The following is a 16,377-nucleotide window of genomic DNA, read 5'->3' on the forward strand; positions in this document are numbered from 1 at the left end:
CGTGCACTTGATGTACTACAGTCACGTTGTGATTACAATCTAATCTATTATAACACATCATGTCGCGGCGTACATGCCTGTATATTGTATTTTAACCCTGAGCGTCCTGCTGAACTGCCTTTAGCCACAGATTTGTCAGAGTCAGATGCAGCTGCTCTGTCGCCTGTTCTGAAAAAGCTCCTGACTTCTGCTGGGATAGACCTTCACGCAGCTCCTCTGTCCAGTGATTCCTGTCCACGGAAGCCGCCAGCAGCAGCTGCTGTCTCCCTGTCCAAGGATCTGCAGCTATAAAGCGTAGATAGACATGCTCAATGTTGCCGACCTGCTCGAAGGCATAGCTCAGCAGCTCCAGAAGCTGCCGATGCACCATCACGGTGGAATGCTTCGCCTGCTCCAGCCGAAGATCGATCGAAAGCGCAGCCCCATGAAGCGCTGCACGCTGCAGATGTCCCGCCAGCTTCAAGGCATTCAGCTCATCCACGATATTCAGCTCGGTCAGTTCTCGTTTTGACATCTGGTCTGCCATAAAGACAGCAGAAGCTGCTTCATCAGAGGTCCCTGCCTGCAGCGGCATCCCTGAAATGCTTAACAGCAGCACTGCACCTGCCACAGCAGGCAGCAGGACCGCCGCGATCCCCTTATGCTTCATACGCCAGCCGCTCCTTTCTTTCTATTCATTGTCCTCCTGCCTAACCACGGTCATACCTCATATGTACAAAATAAAAAAGCAGGCTATGCCTGCTTTTTTATTGAATTTCAGCTGCCAGACTCCATTCTGCCGTGCTTCGTCATGACTTCTGCTTTTCCCCGAATTTTTACGGCCGAGGTATGATCCGTGAATTGAGCAATAATGATTTCACCTTTATCGAGCTTCTCGGTATGATGAAAACGGGTATCCTGTCCCCGGGTCAAGCCAATGACCTGAACACCGCTTTCCAGCGCCTTGACGACAAAGTAATCACCGCTGCGTGCATCCTCCATATACCTTCTGTGCCCCCTGTCCTTTAAAAGAAAGGACCGTGAATAAATTCACGGACCTTTCTTGTAGGTAATATGTAGAAATCTTTATTTAATTCCGTCTTTGAGCGCTTTACCAGGTTTAAATGCAGGAATTTTGCTCGAAGGGATTTCGATTTCTTCACCTGTTTGTGGGTTGCGGCCTTTACGTGCGGAACGCTCGCGCACTTCAAAGTTACCAAAACCAACCAGCTGAACCTTATCTCCATTTTGCAGAGCTTCGGAAATCGCATCAAATACCGCGTCTACGGCTTTCGTTGCATCCTTCTTGGAAAGCTCTGTAGCTTCAACCACCTGATTGACCAGATCTGATTTATTCATTCTTTCACCTCCCTGCAAGAGCTGTACATACTTGATATTCACTGTTTCCGATTTGAAGCAAAATATACGTATTTCTGGCCGTTTCGCCCGATGAAATTACTTATGCTTTTGGCGCGAACAGATTTATAGTAATACAGTCAAATCATAATTTCAAGACTTTTAGGTCCAAGATCATCCATTCATAAGAAAAAGCAACCACAAATCGGCTTATTTAGCCAGATTTTGGTTGCTAAGAAACTCTTCATAGGGCTACAGAATGATCGCAATCAAGCCGCCGGAGCCTTCATTAATAATACGTCCCAGTGTTTCCTGGAGCTTGTAGCGGGCATTGTCCGGCATCATCGCAATCTTACCCTGAATGCCTTCGCGGACAATAGAATGCAGCGAGCGGCCAAAAATGTCTGACTCCCAAATCTTGATCGGGTCGTTCTCAAAATCCTGCATCAGATAGCGAACCAGCTCTTCGCTCTGCTTCTCCGTCCCGATAATTGGCGAGAACTCAGACTCCACATCCACACGGATCATATGAATGGACGGCGCTGTCGCTTTCAGGCGAACCCCGAATCTCGTGCCTTGGCGGATCAGCTCCGGCTCATCAAGCGCCATCTCTGCCAGTGAAGGTGCTGCAATGCCGTAGCCGGTCGTCTTCACCATTTCGAGTGCCTCGGCGAACCGGTCATATTCCCGCTTCGCATGGGAGAACTCCTGCATCAGCTGCAGCAAATGGTCCTTGCCCCGGATTTCAACACCGACAACCTCCATCAGAATCCGGTCGTACAGCTCATCCGGTGCGAACAGGTCGATTTCGGCAACGCCCTGACCCATATTCATACCGCTCAGACCGGCCTGGTCAATGAAATCATATTCCATGAATTGACCGACAACACGGTCGACATCCCGCAGCCTTTTTATATCCTTGACGGTATCCCGTACCGAATTCTCATAGTTGCTGCGAAGCCAGTGGTTCTCATTGAGCACCATAACCCAGCTCGGAAGATTCACATTCACTTCATGCACCGGAAATTCATATAATACCTCTCGAAGGACGCCGGTTACGTCCTCTTCACTCATGCTTGCCGCGCTCAAGGTCATGACCGGAATATCATATTTGGCAGCCAGCTCGCTGCGCAGCTGCAGTGCCTCCTCGCTCTTCGGGCGAGTAGAGTTAATGACAACCACAAAAGGCTTGCCGACTTCCTTCAGCTCCTCGATCACTCTTTCCTCGGCGTCGACGTAAGAGCTTCTCGGAATTTCAGCAATGCTGCCGTCCGTCGTAATGACGACACCCAGTGTCGAATGCTCCTGAATGACCTTACGCGTTCCAATCTCGGCAGCCTCCTGGAATGGAATCGGCTCCTCGAACCATGGCGTCGAGATCATACGCGGACCATTTTCATCCTCGTAGCCCTTCGCGCCTTCCACGGCATAACCGACACAGTCTACCATTCTGACATTGACCTCAAGGCCCTCTGTCACTTTGATCTGTACCGCATTGTTCGGTACAAACTTGGGCTCTGTTGTCATAATCGTCTTTCCTGCTGCACTTTGCGGCAGCTCATCGACCGCCCGTACGCGATCCGCTTCATTCGTAATGTTCGGAAGCACGACCGTTTCCATGAACCGCTTGATGAAGGTTGATTTTCCCGTCCGGACTGCACCGACGACACCCAGGTATATGTCCCCCCCTGTTCGCTCGGCAATGTCCTTGAAAATGTCCACTTTTTCCAAAAGAGATCCCCTCCTCAAATTACTCCGAAGGAAAAATGCTATTAAGAGCATCCGCTTCGTGTTTCCTCTCACAGCTAAAGCCATTGCAGCATTTGAGCAGCCTTACCATGCCGCCAGCAGTCCGCCGCCCGGATTCCGAAGAGAGACATGGAAACGGCAAAGCGGCGTAACTCGTACATGCATTAGGACTAGTAACATCTTATTGTTCCGGGACTCAAAATATGCCGCCGTCTTTTAAAAGATTAAAAGGTTTTTGTAAGCACCCTACTGCCTCCAACCATCTTTATGTGTTGTATTTGCAAATATGCTACTGCCGGCAGATCAAATCATAAAAAAAAGCACCTCTGGCACGTATGTCCAGAGATACTTATAAGAGTGCGGGTTATGAAGAGCCTGGCTGAGGCACAGGCTGATTGTTCTCCCAACGGTAAGGGACCGACTTCACGGGCACATAAAACGATTCCGATTCCAGATATACCCGAAGATCCTGGTCCGGCTGAGGCTCCTGCCCATTTTTCTGAATAGCTTGCATAATGTCAAATGCGTAATCGATATAGACCTTGCCGCCCTGATCCATCATGATCACCACATCCTGGCCAGAATAGAAGCTCTTCAGCTTCCAATTCTTTGCGTCGGTCTTGGATATATCGACGGCCGTGAAGCCGGGATACAGCTCTTCTCCAGCCGGGAGCTTTCCTTGATCAGACTTGTAGCGGTCGACCGACATCTGCATATCATTTATCTTTTGCACGGTAAGCAGATCCATCACTTTAACGAGCGGCTCCTGCTCTTCATTAATAATCAGAAAACGCCCGCTGCCGCCCTTTTCAAAAGCGGTTGTCGGAATTTCATCCATATAGCCCATATTCTTGAGCTTGTCCAGGTCTACCCGGTATTTCTCATAACGCGGTATCTCTTCACCTGCAGTCATAATCGGCAGCAGTGATGTTTCTTTATAGTAATCATCCACGGCACCTTGAATTCGACGCACGCTTTCACGATAAGATACCTGCTCTTCCTGTGAATCCTCATTGGGATACATACAGCCGCTAAGCAGCAGCATGCCAATAAGTGCTATGGCAGCCAGATACATATTTTTCACTGGATTTCACCACTTCCCTTTAAATAAAATCCTCCCGATCCCGATTTCTTGCACTCTCCAACTGTCGGCGCACTGCCGCCTTCAGCGGATCCTCCGGTACTTCAACCTGCACATGATCATGAACAACCGTTTGACACGAGAAACGAATGCCTTCATCAATCAGCGTTCCCAGCTTGCGGCGCTCCTCTTCCTTCGGAGGCAGTACATGACTGCTCTCTTCTTCGGTGAGCTTAACCTTGCACATGAGGCAGCCCATTTTCCCGCCGCAGCGGGTCGGGATGTGAACCCCGGACTGTCTGGCTGCAGCCAGTACAGTAACTCCGGGTCTGACGCTGACGGTTTTGCCTTCCGGCATAAAAGTAACCTCACACTTCAGTTCAAGCTCCTCCTTACTCTGATGAAGTTTCCCCGCTTAACCCTTATGAATTCCTGCCAGCTCCTGAATGCGCAGTGTATGCTCACTGTCCAAGGTGTAACGGGATAACATATCTTGAAGCAGCGCGTGGTGCTGATCCGGACGGTATCTGATAGCTTGTCCAATGGCCTGATACCGATCCTCCCGATCTCTCAGCACATTAAATAAGAGCTCATGGCTCAGAGGTGTTAAACGGACAGGAGTACCGTGAAGCAGCACATCCGGCGCAGCAGGATATAAAAGCTCCATTTCCACAGTATACAAACTGCCGCCTGAACACACTTCAAAGCCGCCAACCAGCTCGGCCTCTATGCTGTCCAGTTCATAACGGCTTAACACGGACTTATACATACCCTCTTGATCCAGGCGCGGCTGACTCAACGCATAGGCTGCCAGCTGCTCATGAAGAGCCTGAATCCCTTCCAGGTCACTATACACGTCCAGATCCCGCGGCGGCTTATCCAGCTGCACTCCTTGAAGGAGCAGCGAGCAGCTGCCACCCAGCAGCCAGGGCGTTGAGAGGTCTTGAAGTAAAACAGACAGCTGCTGCAACGCTCGGGACAATCCCGGCATATCCTCTACATTCATGTATTTCACCTGCTTCCTCAAGCTGCATGCAGCCCTTCTCCATTAGGTGATCGAGGCCAGTCCGGTAATAAAGCCGATCAGCATCATCATAAATGCCACAAAGGACAAGCCGAAGCGTACCGCTCCCTTGGTCTTGCTTCGGGCGAATGTAACGACGATCACGGACAACGCCATAATCAGCAGTGCGATCATGGACAGCCACATCTTTTGCATTGGATCCAATTTAATATTGCCCCCTGTCTTTCTCTAAAATGTCTGCCCTAATTATATCATGACTTGGAATCTCCTCCTATCCTTCCACGCAAAAAGACCGCTGTATCTGCACACAGCGGCCTCATGTTTCTCAAAACCTTCACACTTTACTTGTTCATCATCATTTTCATCAAAGCTTCCATATTGCTTGGGTTCATCCCGCTTTTTTTGACGGCCGCGATGATCTCTTTGACGGTCTCTTCGCTGACAGGCACGTTCGCCATCGCCGAAACCTGCTTGATGAGCTGTCGAAGCTGGGCATCATTCTGCAGCGTTGACGGCTTCACGGTATTGGCCAGCTTTTTAACAGCTCCCGAAGAAATCTGCTTGCCGCTTTTTTTATTAATCGCGCTTAATACATCTTTAGGAAAGTTTTTGCTCATGTCCACCCCTCCTCCGGCAATCCTCATACTATCGTATGAAGCAGGAGGTCAAGGTGTGATTAAGCTAGGAATGCCACTGCTCCCATGTTTGGAGCGGCATCATTTCCATTTCCGTCTTCGGATCCCGTCCCATCAGGTTCATGACGGCTGTCCGAGGATCCCGCTGCTTAAAGAGCACATGATAGAGCTGATCCGCAATCGGCATTTGTACCCCGTGCTTTTCAGATAGCGCAAAGGCAGCCTGGGTGGTGCGAACCCCTTCCACAACCATGCCCATCGAGCTTAGAACCTCCTCTAGAGCCTTTCCCTCACCCAGCAGGTAGCCTGCGCGCCAATTCCGGCTGTGGCGACTCGTGGCGGTCACTACGAGGTCCCCAATCCCGGCAAGGCCGGCAAAGGTAAGTGGATTTGAGCCCATCTCAATCCCGATTCGGGTTATTTCAGCCAGTCCCCGTGTCAGCAGAGCCGCCTTGGCATTATCACCAAATCCCAGACCGTCAGACATCCCGGCACCCAGCGCGATAATATTTTTAAAAGCGCCAGCCAGCTCCACGCCGATCATGTCCCGATTCGTATACACTCTGAAATCATGGTTCATAAACAGGTCCTGAGCCGCCGCCGCCGCTTCACTGCTTGCCGAGGCTACCACGACCGTGGTTGGACACTGCCGGATGACTTCCTCCGCATGACTTGGACCCGACAACACGACGATGTCGCCTTCACTGCGCCCAAGCTCCTCCGAGATGACCGTTGACATTCGCTTTAAGGATTCAATCTCAAAGCCCTTGGTCGCGTGAATGATCAACGCATTGTCCTTGACACAGGATTTCAGCTGACTGCAAACTGATCTCATCGCTGACGACGGAGCAGCGATCAGTACTGCGGCAGCCCCGCGGACAGCCTCCTCCATATCTGTTGTCGCCTTCAGCTGTGGAGATAGCGTAATCCCCTTTAAATAACGGTGATTACTATGCTGCTCATTGATCTCCTGAACCTGCTCCGCATTCCGGCTCCAGATCATCACATTCAGCTTTTTGGAGACCAGGACACTCGCAAGCGCAGTCCCCCAGCTGCCGGCCACCAGCACCGCCACTTTATCAGACAACGCGTTTCCCTCCTTTAGAAGCTCCTCCTGAGCCCAGCTTGTTCTCTTTCCCCTGCATGATCTTGACAATGTTGCTTCGGTGACGCCAGAATGCAAACACCCCAATAATCAAGCTGGTCCAGAATACCGGCCAAGGATAGCCCATCAGCAGAAGAAACAGCGGCGTTAGAAGCACAAAGATCAACGATCCTAGCGAAACATATCGAGTAAAGACAATAGACAGAATAGCAATGATGCCCGCAAACAGCGCAGGCAAGAAGCAGAGTGTCGCCAGCACACCGATCGCAGTTGCAATGCCTTTTCCACCGCGAAAGCGGAAGTACACGGGCCAGTTATGGCCAATTATAGCTGCAATCCCGCATAAACCCGGCAGCCAGGCATTGCCGTCTCCAACCCAAACCCCGATCCATACGGCAGCAATGCCCTTGAGCACATCCAGGGCGAGAACGAGCACGGCCGGTCCTTTACCCAGAACCCGCAGTGTGTTCGTTGCCCCTGCATTACCGCTGCCATGCTGCCGGATATCAATCCCCTTCAAAAGCTTCGCCAGCAGCACACTAAAGCTTACAGACCCCAGCAAATAACTTGCAATGAATCCAACGATGTTCAGAATCAAGCCGTTCTCCCCTAACTTTCATCGGACTTTCGCCGTGTAAATATACGTATCGGAGTGCCTTCAAAATTAAATGCTGCACGAATTTTGTTCTCCAGATAGCGTTCATACGAGAAATGCATGAGCTCCGGATCATTGACAAACACAACCATCGTCGGCGGCTTCACAGCGACCTGAGTCGCATAATTAATCCGCAGTCTTTTTCCTTTGTCTGTCGGCGGAGGATTAATAGCTACCGCATCTGACACCACATCATTCAGCAAGTGCGTCTGAATCCGCAGCGAATGCTGCTCCGCAACATGCTTCACCACAGGCAACAGCTTCTGCAGGCGCTGCTTCGTCAAGGCGGACAGGAACACAACCGGTGCATAGGTCATGAACAGAAAATGATCACGGATCTTGTTCTGAAAGTGCTGCATCGTCTTGTCGTCCTTCTCCACCACATCCCATTTGTTCACGACAAATAGGGACGCCTTGCCCGCTTCATACGCATAGCCGGCAATATGCTTGTCCTGCTCAATAATGCCCTCTTCGCCGTTGATCAGCACAAGCACTACATCTGCACGCTCAATTGCGCGCATCGCCCGCATAACGCTATATTTCTCCGTCGTTTCATACACTTTGCCTCTCTTGCGCATCCCCGCCGTATCGATGAGGACATAGCGCTGGCCATCCTTTTCAAAAGGGGTGTCAATCGCATCCCGGGTTGTACCCGCGATATCGCTTACAATAACCCTCTCTTCGCCCAAAATGGCATTCACAAGGGAGGATTTCCCAACATTCGGGCGTCCGATCAAGGCTACCTTGATAACATCCTCATCGTATTCTTCCTCTGTCAATTCAGGCAGTGCGTCCACGACTTCATCCAGCAAATCGCCGATCCCAGTACCATGACTGCCTGAAATCCCAATGGGATCACCGAAGCCCAGGCTGTAGAATTCGTATATATCCTCGGCACGCTTCATGTTATCCACTTTATTAATCGCAAGCAGAACCGGCTTCCCGGAGCGGAATAGAATTTGAGCGACCTCTTCATCAGACTGTGTCAGCCCGGCCTTGGCATCACACATAAATACAATCACATCGGCTTCTTCAATGGCCAGCTCAGCCTGAATTCGAATGGACTTCAGGATCATATCCTCACCGTCGATCTCAATACCGCCAGTGTCAATGACGCTGAATTGCTTGCCGTTCCACTCGGCATTTCCATAAATACGATCCCGGGTTACTCCCGGTTTATCTTCAACAATGGCTAGTCGATCACCAATCAGCCGATTAAAAATCGTGGATTTACCAACGTTCGGCCTTCCGACAATAGCCACAACGGGTCTTGCCATGTTCACTCCTCCTGTCAATTCTTACGTTTATCATCATAGCAAAAAACAGTACAATTGGCTAACCTTTCATGCACCTTTTATTCATGTTGCCCATCATGGGCATACATATAAACAACAAACGGCGAACCCAGCTGGGTTCGCCGACGATGATTATAATAGTCGCTTGAACGTGCGTGATCTGGCTACAGTCTACTTGAATTTGCTCAGCTTGTCGCCGAAGCGCTCACCCAGCGTTACGCTCATGCCTTGGTTGTTCAAGGACACATTAGGGTTATCCTTCAGGTCAATTTTCGGACCTTTGGATGCTCTTTCGCCTCTTGGCGATGGAGCAGGAGCCGCTGGAGCTTCTTCCGTTTCCTTGATGCTGAGGCTGATCCGCTTCTCGTCCAGGTTCACATCCAGAACCTTCACTTGTACCTCTTGTCCTTCTTTCAGAACCTCTTGAGGAGTTCCAATGTGCTTGTGGGAAATTTGAGAGATATGAACCAGGCCTTCAACGCCTGGAGCCAGCTCCACAAATGCACCGAAGCTCACAAGACGCTTCACTTCACCGGTAACCACATCACCAATGTTGAATTTGTCAGATGCTGATTCCCATGGGCCCGGCTGAGCAGCTTTAATACTGAGGCTGATCTTGCCTTTCTCTGGATCGACCTTCAGCACCTTCACCTTAACCTGCTCTCCTTCGGACAGTGCATCCGACGGCTTCTCCACATGGCTCCAAGCGATCTCGGAAACGTGAACCAGTCCGTCTACACCGCCTACATCAACGAATGCTCCAAATTGAGTCAAGCGCTGAACCGTCCCTTCCAGCACTTGGCCTTCCTGAAGGTCAGCCATCACCTGCTGCTTGTTGGCTTCAAACTCCTCTTCCAGAACTTCCTTCTGGGAAAGAATAACCTTGTTGTTCTCGCGGTCCAGTTCTTTCACCTTTACGCGAAGGGTACGACCCTTGTAATCGCTGAAGTCTTCTACAAAATGACGCTCAACCATCGAAGCCGGGATAAAGCCGCGTGCACCGACGTCTGCTACGAGACCGCCTTTAACAACATCAGCGACAGTAACCTCGAATACGTCCTGGTCTGCGAAGTGCTTCTCAAGCTCTTCCCAAGAATTCTCAGTGTCAATTGCACGCTTGGACAGTACCAGACTCTCCTTGTCGTCATTGATGCTGACAACCTTGCACTCTACCTCTTGACCTACTTGAACCGCTTCAGAAGCGTTGTCAAGCTGTACCGAGGAAAGCTCGCGGACAGGGATCACACCGTCATATTTATATCCAATGCTTACATAAGCTTGGTTATCCTCCAGTTTGACGATCGTCCCTTTTACAGTGTCCCCTTTTTTCAAGGATACGATTTGGTCCAGCTGATCTTGAGTTTCAGCATTTTCTTGATTTCTTGTTTCTTCCGACATGTCAATAACCTCCTCAATTCAAACCCCATTTATTTAAACTCGCGTGTGCGAAGTTCAAAACATCATTATGCATGTTATAGCTTGCCATAAAGTATTTCACAATTATTCATCTTCACAGCGGCTACTCCCGGGTCGGCTGACCTGTGGCCTGCATTTCCCGGATACGGCTCATAATCATAGCTGTTACCTGCTCCAGTGTCTCAGGTGACTTGCTGTCCTTATAAGAGGATAAATCAATCGGCGCGCCGTAGATAATGCGGGTCTTGCGAAACAGCTTGTATTCTCCAACAATGGCCGCCGGTACAACCGCAGCGTCACTGCGAAGTGCAAAGCTTGCTGCTCCCCGCTTCGCGGCTTCAGAATCTGAGTTCCTCGTTCCCTCTGGGAAAATCCCCATAATCTCTCCGCCTCGTAAAATCTTGAGGGAGTTCTTAATGGAATCCTTGCTGACCCCGCCCCGCTTGACCGGAAAAGCTCCCAGCTGCTTCACGAGCCAGCCGAACAGAGGAATCTTGAACAGCTCTTCCTTCGCCATAAATTTAACCTGGCGCTTCACATGAATGCCTACCGAAATCGGATCTCTCAGGCTAATGTGATTCGCACAGATCAGCACTCCACCCTGATCCGGAATGTTGTGAACGCCTACCGATTCAAAGCGGTACAGCACTTGAAACAACGCCCGGACAACAGCTCTGCAAAACACATAAATCATTGTTCTTTCTCCCCATCCATACGAGTTCTACAAAAAGAAGTGATATACTCGACGACCTCATCAATATTCATGTCCGTCGTATCCAGAAACACAGCATCCTCCGCACGTCGAAGCGGTGATACTTCACGTTCCTCATCAAGACGGTCACGCCTAGCGATATCAGTCTCAAGCTGCTCTAACGTTATCCCTTCTGCTTTGTCCAACTCCTTGAATCGGCGGAGAGCTCTTTCCTTCACGCTGGCCGTCATGAAAATCTTGACCTCTGCAGCAGGCAGCACCGTAGTTCCAATGTCACGGCCATCCATGACAACGCCCTTCGATAAGGCCATCATTCGCTGCAGATGAACCAGATGGTGCCGAAGATCCTCAATTTGAGCATAACGGGACACCTCGGAATTTACTTTCTGGGAACGGATAAAGGGCGTGACGTCCTCCCCGTTTAGCAATACCATCTGACCTGATTCATGCGGTTTTAATTCAATCACCATATTCTGCACCGTTTGAAGCACTTTTTGCTCATTTTCTGCAGAAATTCCATGACTTTGCATATACCAGGTCACCGCCCGGTACATAGCTCCGGTATCCACATATATGTACTGAAGCCTGCTAGCCACCATTCTGGCTACGGTGCTCTTGCCTGCCCCAGCGGGTCCATCGATGGCAATGTTGATTCTGTTCTGTTCACCAGTCCCCTTCGTATGCACCGGGGCATTCCTCCTCAAACCTAAGCCTCAAGAAAAAAGCAGGCAAAGCCTGCGACGTGAAAATTATACCACACTACAGGAACTGATGCAAAAAGCTTCCCCAACAAATGCCTTTCCAATCCCTGGAACAACCGCGTCATTCAGCGGTTTCGGAAATCAAACTGCCTTTCGAAGCAATAGCGGATGAGCTTCTGACGCTCCATGTCAGAGATGCGGCTCAGCTTGACCATGACCAGTGATCTGGAGCCGGAAATTTCTTTGATGCGAACGACTTCTCCGCTGAAAGGGATGTGCTCGATTGCGCCGTTCTTGTACGCCGCCAGCAGCCAGCAATCCAGTGTCTCACCATCAGCAATACCATGATGGCTCTCTGCATAAAGTGAAACGCCGCCGCCGCCAACATCCTCAGTTCTCGTGACGAACTGCTTCCCAGAGCCGGTCGTAACGGCAACCTCAAGATCGGCCTGCACCCGGAGAAAGCTTCTTCTCTGGATTCTGGAGATCGACTCTTCCTCCGGCCTGCGAATGCGGATCTGGCGAATGACATCTTCGTGAAATCCAAGAACATAGCTGTTGAAGTAATTTTTGACCCCGCCCTCAGTCACGAAATACAGAGATAGCTCATCTCCCAAAAAGAGCTTCTTCAGTCTGCCGGATCCTTCCTCAATCGGAACCTCTATGTACAGCGACTGCTCGTCCATTTCCGCGATCCTGGATTTGTACACAATCCTGGATGCTGCTTCATCCCCGGTATCAATCTGAATAAATAATACCTCGTTAATCTTTGGAAACACCCTGATTCCTCCCCCTGCTTCTCACCGCCTTATTATATCACGGCCCGGCACCCCTGATCTTCAGTAAATTTTCCAGAATTGAAAAATTTCACTCTGCATTTCATCGCTTCCGGAGCATGGGCACATACGCAGCACAAAATAACTCAAGCCCCCGGCAAGATACCGGGGACTTGAGTGGGTCAGCAGGGTTTGAGATGTGCCGCCGCCATAGAAATGCTCAATAACTAGCACGAAGCGGCATGCAGAAAGCTTAATTCATCCCTTCATCGGCTTCCTTGACAACCTCTACCGTCTCTTCCAGACCGGTGTCGGCATTGATGAATATTTTATACTTCGAGCCGTTGATCCGGCCTCCAATCTCGTAGCACAGCGTATCCTCATCCCGATCATTTTTGATCAGCGCTTTTCGAGTATACTGTTCCTTGAAATCGCCATTCAACGTGTTCCGTGCTTCTTCAAGACTGAGCTTGGCCTCCGGCACCTCACGATTGTCCTGGTGTTCATATACGAACTCACTGGCCTGGAAACCGATAATATCGCCGTTATCCAGGGCAGACCGCACCGTCATTTTTTCGGGATAGATCAGGGTGTCGTCCTGCTGACGGACAAATGTGAAGTTGACCAGATTGTCATAGGGATCTGCAGATACAGCCTTCATGCTGCGATACCCCTTCTTCTCCAGGAATTGCTCCGCCTTCTCCATCGCCTGCTGAACTGAGACCTGCTTGCTGCCGACCTGGCGTCCGTCCGTGTAGGAAATCAGCAATCCTCCCTTGCGGGTAAAATCCATACTGATTGGCTGCATGCCTTCAGCCTGCACCGTCGCGGTATAAGACTCCCAATCTGTGCCCTGGCCGTTGGCGATGATCGTGCACTCCGCACCCTGTCCCAGATCTGCAAACTTCAAAGCCTTGCGCTGAATATCCTCTTCATTTACGGCTACACCGGACAGCATTTTGACGGAACGCTTGGTATACATGCTGCTTACGGATGGTCCCCATTCGAGCTCGGGATAGGCCTCCACCTTTTTGTTTACCGACGAGAACCCGTCAATGATGCTGTTACCTGCCAACTCCTGCTGACTTGTCATAGCCATATCTACATCAAGCCAGCGCAGCTTCTGTGATAGAGCAGTGTTCTGCACTTCCTGCAAATCCTTCGTAATTTCGCCGGAATTCTGATAGAGCTGCTTCAGCGTTTTGGCTTCGGTGTCGCTAAGCGGCTCCTTCGTCAGGTCCCGGACACCGGTCTTGTACGAAAAGTTGGCAATCCGGGATAGAAACTCCTCCGTTTTCTCCAGAGACAGTGTGGACAGTGGCAGCTGATTGAGTTCATTCTGCGCCTCACTGGTCAATCTCCAGACGTTCATCAAGCTTTTCCGCTGCATGCCCTGTGACGCCGTATTGACCGCAATCGAGTTGCCGATTTCATCATGAATACGGTCCATATGATAGGACAGGTCATGAAACGCGCGCTGATATTGATTCTCCGCGTGGATCTCAACGGCATTACGTTCCTCTTTTAACTGATTTCCCCACACGAGCGAGCCGATGAACAAGATGGCGGTGACCGGAAACAGGACCGCACTAATGCGTTTATACATCCAATAGCACTCCTTTCTTCTGAATCCTGCCGTTAGTTTGACTAGAAGAAAGTGGTTCTATGCATTAGTTCTCTTCTTCGATTTCAAAATGACTCTGGTTATCGCACAAGCATTGCTTGAAGCCCGTTTCAATGCGTCCGCCATCTTTTTTGCCGCGCAGCACGTAGCGTTCCCCGCATTCCTTGCAGCGGATTTTCACCTTCACCCTCAACATAAAAAAAGACACCTCCATGTATAGTCTCCCGCAGCTGTGCGTGCAGGGGCTCTATTGTGAAGTGTGTCCGCTATATTTAAGTTTTAACCTCTTCGTCCTTGTGGATCATACGAAAAGGCGAACGGTTATTGGCTCGTGCAATCTTGCCCATGGCTCCGTACCAGAGCAGAACCATCATCGGAACGATGAACCACAGCCAGCTGTTCTTAAAGGTATTCAAAATAAGGTCATACAGTGCATGATACGCCCATGGAATGAGTAGTGACATCAGCAGGAATCTGCGGCTCAAAGAGCCTTTGCTAAACTTGGCACGCCCCAGATAGTATCCCATAATAACTCCAAACATGGCATGACCCGAAACCGGCAGCATCGCCCTGATCATCATCGGAGCAAAGGCGCCCTGACTATACCAAGCATACAGGATGTTCTCCGCACTGGCGAAGCCGAGTGAGATGGCCGCAGAGTACAGAATGCTGTCATACGGTTCATCAAACTCTATATGATTGTAAATGAGATGGAACAGAACGAACCACTTTAGAAACTCCTCCACGCCGCCTGAAATGAACACGGGCTCGATGAACATGATGCCACCGAACCAATTCAGCATGCCCTTCTGGATAATGAGAACAGGGATCACAATTAGAAATCCGAACAGGAACATCCGCAGGACCATATGCAGCGGCTCCTGATCGTATTTGTCTTTGAGGTAGAAATAGGTCAGCAGTGAAAGACCCGGTGCCAATGCAGAAGCCAAAATCGTAAACACCAGCACCGAATCCCCCCTTCACTCAGTGACAGCGTTAATGCTGTCATCGAAAATGCTAGTTATGACTTGGAAAGTGGAGACAGATTTGTCCTATAGCATCCTCAGCCATCACCTTGGTGCCATATTCTTCAAGAACCGCTTCACTGACCGTTGATGAGTGGCCAAATTCAGATAAAACCGCGGTCAGCGCATTCAGCTTCTCAGCCGTAAACTGCTCCGCATCAAACCACAGATACCATTTATCCTTATAGCTGTACAGCGTTCCGGCATGGTCGGTAACTAGGCTCAGCATATGAGCGGCCTCCACCACGATCTCGAAATCGTTGAAAGCGTACATTACACTGCCGTTGTGCTCAAGAGTCAGCTCCATCTCATAGACTTCATCGGGCATTTCATCCTCGGACAGTCCTCCGAAATGATGATCATACTTTCCACGGGTTACAATGACGACCATGCCTTGGGAAGGAAGAGCAAAGACCTCGACGGCCAGCGGGCCTGTGGCGTCAAAGCCCAGCTCGCTATAAGCCTGATCCATCATCTCCGTGAACAGGTCATATACCTTCGGTATCTCCTGCCACATTTCTTCTCTCTGGATTCCCCGATCGCTGAGATCGTCGAACGTGAGGAAAATCCGAATCTTATCTTGACCCAGACGTTCTATTTTCATGACAGGATCCTCCTCTATATACCAAGTAGTAATAACATAATATGATGCCTCAAATAGATCATTGCTAAAAATAGTGATCTATATTGATTTTATCATTTAATACCCACAAATGCACGTAAATATGTAGCTGCCCAAAAAAAGAATCATCCCGGAAAAACATCCGAAATGATTCTACACTTGCTAAATGGGTTACAAACCCGGTATGACTGTATGCGTCTCGTTCAGGATTTGCTCGACCTCGTGCTTAACATCCGGGTTTTTCTTGATGAAATCTTTTAGCATATTCAGGTTGGCAGCCTTCGAATGGTCCGATGCCGATACCCCGTGCTGAACATTCGGGGATGGAGAAGAAAATCTGCTGCCTGTACTGGGGGAGCTGCCGTTATGGCTGCCACCTCCGTTTGCTGTATTTCCAGCAAGGTCTTTCATTTTGTCCTTCGCTCCGCCGGTCAGCTGGTCAAGATTACCGCTCTTAACCATGGACATCATGGAAATGCCGCGCTTGGACATCATGCGGTATACTGCCGCTCCGACAATGACACCGTATATAAATGACGAAGTCTTCACCAAATCAAGCCTCCTTATATGATAAACTCATGTCTAGTGTTCTCGGTCGGCCCTGAACTCATGCGATATAAAA

21 protein-coding genes are annotated in these 16,377 nt (G+C 50.0%); all 21 read right to left on the reverse strand.

The window, feature by feature from the left end; all coding sequences use genetic code 11:
• Nucleotides 1–91 precede the first annotated feature (91 nt).
• The 21 genes from JJQ72_RS13720 to JJQ72_RS13820 all read right to left on the reverse strand — a co-directional run bounded on the left by JJQ72_RS13720 (nt 92) and on the right by JJQ72_RS13820 (nt 16,304).
• Nucleotides 92–649 carry a hypothetical protein gene (locus tag JJQ72_RS13720; RefSeq protein WP_208204028.1) on the reverse strand — a complete coding sequence of 186 codons (558 nt, stop codon included), beginning with the start codon at nt 647–649 and terminating at the stop codon, nt 92–94.
• Nucleotides 650–756: 107 nt separating this feature from the next.
• A complete protein-coding gene (gene mtrB, locus JJQ72_RS13725) occupies nt 757–981 on the reverse strand; it encodes a trp RNA-binding attenuation protein MtrB (protein WP_138225563.1) in 225 nt (74 codons plus the stop codon).
• A gap of 84 nt (nt 982–1,065) precedes the next feature.
• The gene (locus JJQ72_RS13730) at nt 1,066–1,356 is read right to left on the reverse strand and encodes an HU family DNA-binding protein (RefSeq protein ID WP_407669156.1); all 291 of its coding nucleotides are present in this window, start codon (nt 1,354–1,356) and stop codon (nt 1,066–1,068) included.
• Nucleotides 1,357–1,587: 231 nt separating this feature from the next.
• Nucleotides 1,588–3,066 (reverse strand): stage IV sporulation protein A, encoded by a 1,479-nt coding sequence (gene spoIVA, locus JJQ72_RS13735; protein ID WP_138225561.1) that lies wholly within the window; start codon nt 3,064–3,066, stop codon nt 1,588–1,590.
• A gap of 382 nt (nt 3,067–3,448) precedes the next feature.
• Nucleotides 3,449–4,159 (reverse strand): DUF3939 domain-containing protein, encoded by a 711-nt coding sequence (locus tag JJQ72_RS13740; RefSeq protein WP_208204085.1) that lies wholly within the window; start codon nt 4,157–4,159, stop codon nt 3,449–3,451.
• 28 nt (nt 4,160–4,187) lie between these two features.
• Nucleotides 4,188–4,523, reverse strand: coding sequence for a 2Fe-2S iron-sulfur cluster-binding protein (locus JJQ72_RS13745; protein ID WP_325053198.1), 336 nt, complete (start codon nt 4,521–4,523; stop codon nt 4,188–4,190).
• A gap of 57 nt (nt 4,524–4,580) precedes the next feature.
• A complete protein-coding gene (locus JJQ72_RS13750) occupies nt 4,581–5,171 on the reverse strand; it encodes a hypothetical protein (RefSeq protein WP_208204029.1) in 591 nt (196 codons plus the stop codon).
• 42 nt (nt 5,172–5,213) lie between these two features.
• Nucleotides 5,214–5,393: a DUF2768 family protein gene (locus JJQ72_RS13755; protein ID WP_138225558.1), complete on the reverse strand. Its 180-nt coding sequence runs from the start codon at nt 5,391–5,393 to the stop codon at nt 5,214–5,216.
• 137 nt (nt 5,394–5,530) lie between these two features.
• Nucleotides 5,531–5,806, reverse strand: a complete 276-nt coding sequence (locus JJQ72_RS13760) for a stage VI sporulation protein F (RefSeq protein ID WP_138225557.1) — start codon at nt 5,804–5,806, stop codon at nt 5,531–5,533.
• 64 nt (nt 5,807–5,870) lie between these two features.
• A complete protein-coding gene (locus tag JJQ72_RS13765; RefSeq protein ID WP_208204030.1) occupies nt 5,871–6,911 on the reverse strand; it encodes an NAD(P)H-dependent glycerol-3-phosphate dehydrogenase in 1,041 nt (346 codons plus the stop codon).
• Nucleotides 6,904–7,527 carry a glycerol-3-phosphate 1-O-acyltransferase PlsY gene (gene plsY / locus JJQ72_RS13770; RefSeq protein ID WP_138225555.1) on the reverse strand — a complete coding sequence of 208 codons (624 nt, stop codon included), beginning with the start codon at nt 7,525–7,527 and terminating at the stop codon, nt 6,904–6,906. Before plsY ends, JJQ72_RS13765 begins: the two co-directional genes overlap by 8 nt.
• An 11-nt stretch (nt 7,528–7,538) precedes the next feature.
• Nucleotides 7,539–8,861, reverse strand: coding sequence for a ribosome biogenesis GTPase Der (gene der / locus JJQ72_RS13775; RefSeq protein ID WP_138225554.1), 1,323 nt, complete (start codon nt 8,859–8,861; stop codon nt 7,539–7,541).
• Between the two features lie 189 nt (nt 8,862–9,050).
• Nucleotides 9,051–10,277, reverse strand: coding sequence for a 30S ribosomal protein S1 (rpsA, locus tag JJQ72_RS13780; RefSeq protein ID WP_138225553.1), 1,227 nt, complete (start codon nt 10,275–10,277; stop codon nt 9,051–9,053).
• Nucleotides 10,278–10,398: 121 nt separating this feature from the next.
• Complete coding sequence (locus JJQ72_RS13785) at nt 10,399–10,989, reverse strand: lysophospholipid acyltransferase family protein (RefSeq protein ID WP_208204031.1); 591 nt, start codon at nt 10,987–10,989, stop codon at nt 10,399–10,401.
• The gene (gene cmk / locus JJQ72_RS13790) at nt 10,986–11,693 is read right to left on the reverse strand and encodes a (d)CMP kinase (RefSeq protein ID WP_138225551.1); all 708 of its coding nucleotides are present in this window, start codon (nt 11,691–11,693) and stop codon (nt 10,986–10,988) included. Before cmk ends, JJQ72_RS13785 begins: the two co-directional genes overlap by 4 nt.
• Nucleotides 11,694–11,833: 140 nt before the next feature.
• Entirely contained in the window at nt 11,834–12,487 is a 654-nt protein-coding gene (locus JJQ72_RS13795) for a flagellar brake protein (protein WP_208204032.1), read from the reverse strand.
• 250 nt (nt 12,488–12,737) lie between these two features.
• Nucleotides 12,738–14,090 carry a germination protein YpeB gene (ypeB, locus tag JJQ72_RS13800; protein ID WP_138225549.1) on the reverse strand — a complete coding sequence of 451 codons (1,353 nt, stop codon included), beginning with the start codon at nt 14,088–14,090 and terminating at the stop codon, nt 12,738–12,740.
• A gap of 64 nt (nt 14,091–14,154) precedes the next feature.
• On the reverse strand, nt 14,155–14,304 hold the full coding sequence (locus JJQ72_RS13805) for a hypothetical protein (RefSeq protein ID WP_208204095.1): 150 nt from the start codon (nt 14,302–14,304) through the stop codon (nt 14,155–14,157).
• Nucleotides 14,305–14,380: 76 nt separating this feature from the next.
• A complete protein-coding gene (prsW, locus tag JJQ72_RS13810) occupies nt 14,381–15,076 on the reverse strand; it encodes a glutamic-type intramembrane protease PrsW (protein WP_208204033.1) in 696 nt (231 codons plus the stop codon).
• 49 nt (nt 15,077–15,125) lie between these two features.
• Entirely contained in the window at nt 15,126–15,737 is a 612-nt protein-coding gene (locus JJQ72_RS13815) for a genetic competence negative regulator (protein ID WP_138225548.1), read from the reverse strand.
• A gap of 189 nt (nt 15,738–15,926) precedes the next feature.
• Nucleotides 15,927–16,304 carry a hypothetical protein gene (locus tag JJQ72_RS13820; RefSeq protein ID WP_138225547.1) on the reverse strand — a complete coding sequence of 126 codons (378 nt, stop codon included), beginning with the start codon at nt 16,302–16,304 and terminating at the stop codon, nt 15,927–15,929.
• Nucleotides 16,305–16,377: the final 73 nt, after the last annotated feature.

Source organism: Paenibacillus sp. F411 (genome assembly GCF_017582705.1).
Lineage (GTDB): Bacteria > Bacillota > Bacilli > Paenibacillales > Paenibacillaceae > Paenibacillus_AQ > Paenibacillus_AQ algicola.

Coding starts and splice junctions, on each gene's coding strand:
- rpsA (WP_138225553.1), bottom strand. CDS start 10,277: ATGTCGGAAGAAACAAGAAATCAAGAAAATGCTGAAACTCAAGATCAG.
- JJQ72_RS13745 (WP_325053198.1), bottom strand. CDS start 4,523: ATGCCGGAAGGCAAAACCGTCAGCGTCAGACCCGGAGTTACTGTACTG.
- JJQ72_RS13750 (WP_208204029.1), bottom strand. CDS start 5,171: ATGAATGTAGAGGATATGCCGGGATTGTCCCGAGCGTTGCAGCAGCTG.
- mtrB (WP_138225563.1), bottom strand. CDS start 981: ATGGAGGATGCACGCAGCGGTGATTACTTTGTCGTCAAGGCGCTGGAA.
- der (WP_138225554.1), bottom strand. CDS start 8,861: ATGGCAAGACCCGTTGTGGCTATTGTCGGAAGGCCGAACGTTGGTAAA.
- JJQ72_RS13720 (WP_208204028.1), bottom strand. CDS start 649: ATGAAGCATAAGGGGATCGCGGCGGTCCTGCTGCCTGCTGTGGCAGGT.
- JJQ72_RS13815 (WP_138225548.1), bottom strand. CDS start 15,737: ATGAAAATAGAACGTCTGGGTCAAGATAAGATTCGGATTTTCCTCACG.
- JJQ72_RS13805 (WP_208204095.1), bottom strand. CDS start 14,304: ATGTTGAGGGTGAAGGTGAAAATCCGCTGCAAGGAATGCGGGGAACGC.
- JJQ72_RS13760 (WP_138225557.1), bottom strand. CDS start 5,806: ATGAGCAAAAACTTTCCTAAAGATGTATTAAGCGCGATTAATAAAAAA.
- JJQ72_RS13740 (WP_208204085.1), bottom strand. CDS start 4,159: ATGTATCTGGCTGCCATAGCACTTATTGGCATGCTGCTGCTTAGCGGC.
- ypeB (WP_138225549.1), bottom strand. CDS start 14,090: ATGTATAAACGCATTAGTGCGGTCCTGTTTCCGGTCACCGCCATCTTG.
- JJQ72_RS13785 (WP_208204031.1), bottom strand. CDS start 10,989: ATGATTTATGTGTTTTGCAGAGCTGTTGTCCGGGCGTTGTTTCAAGTG.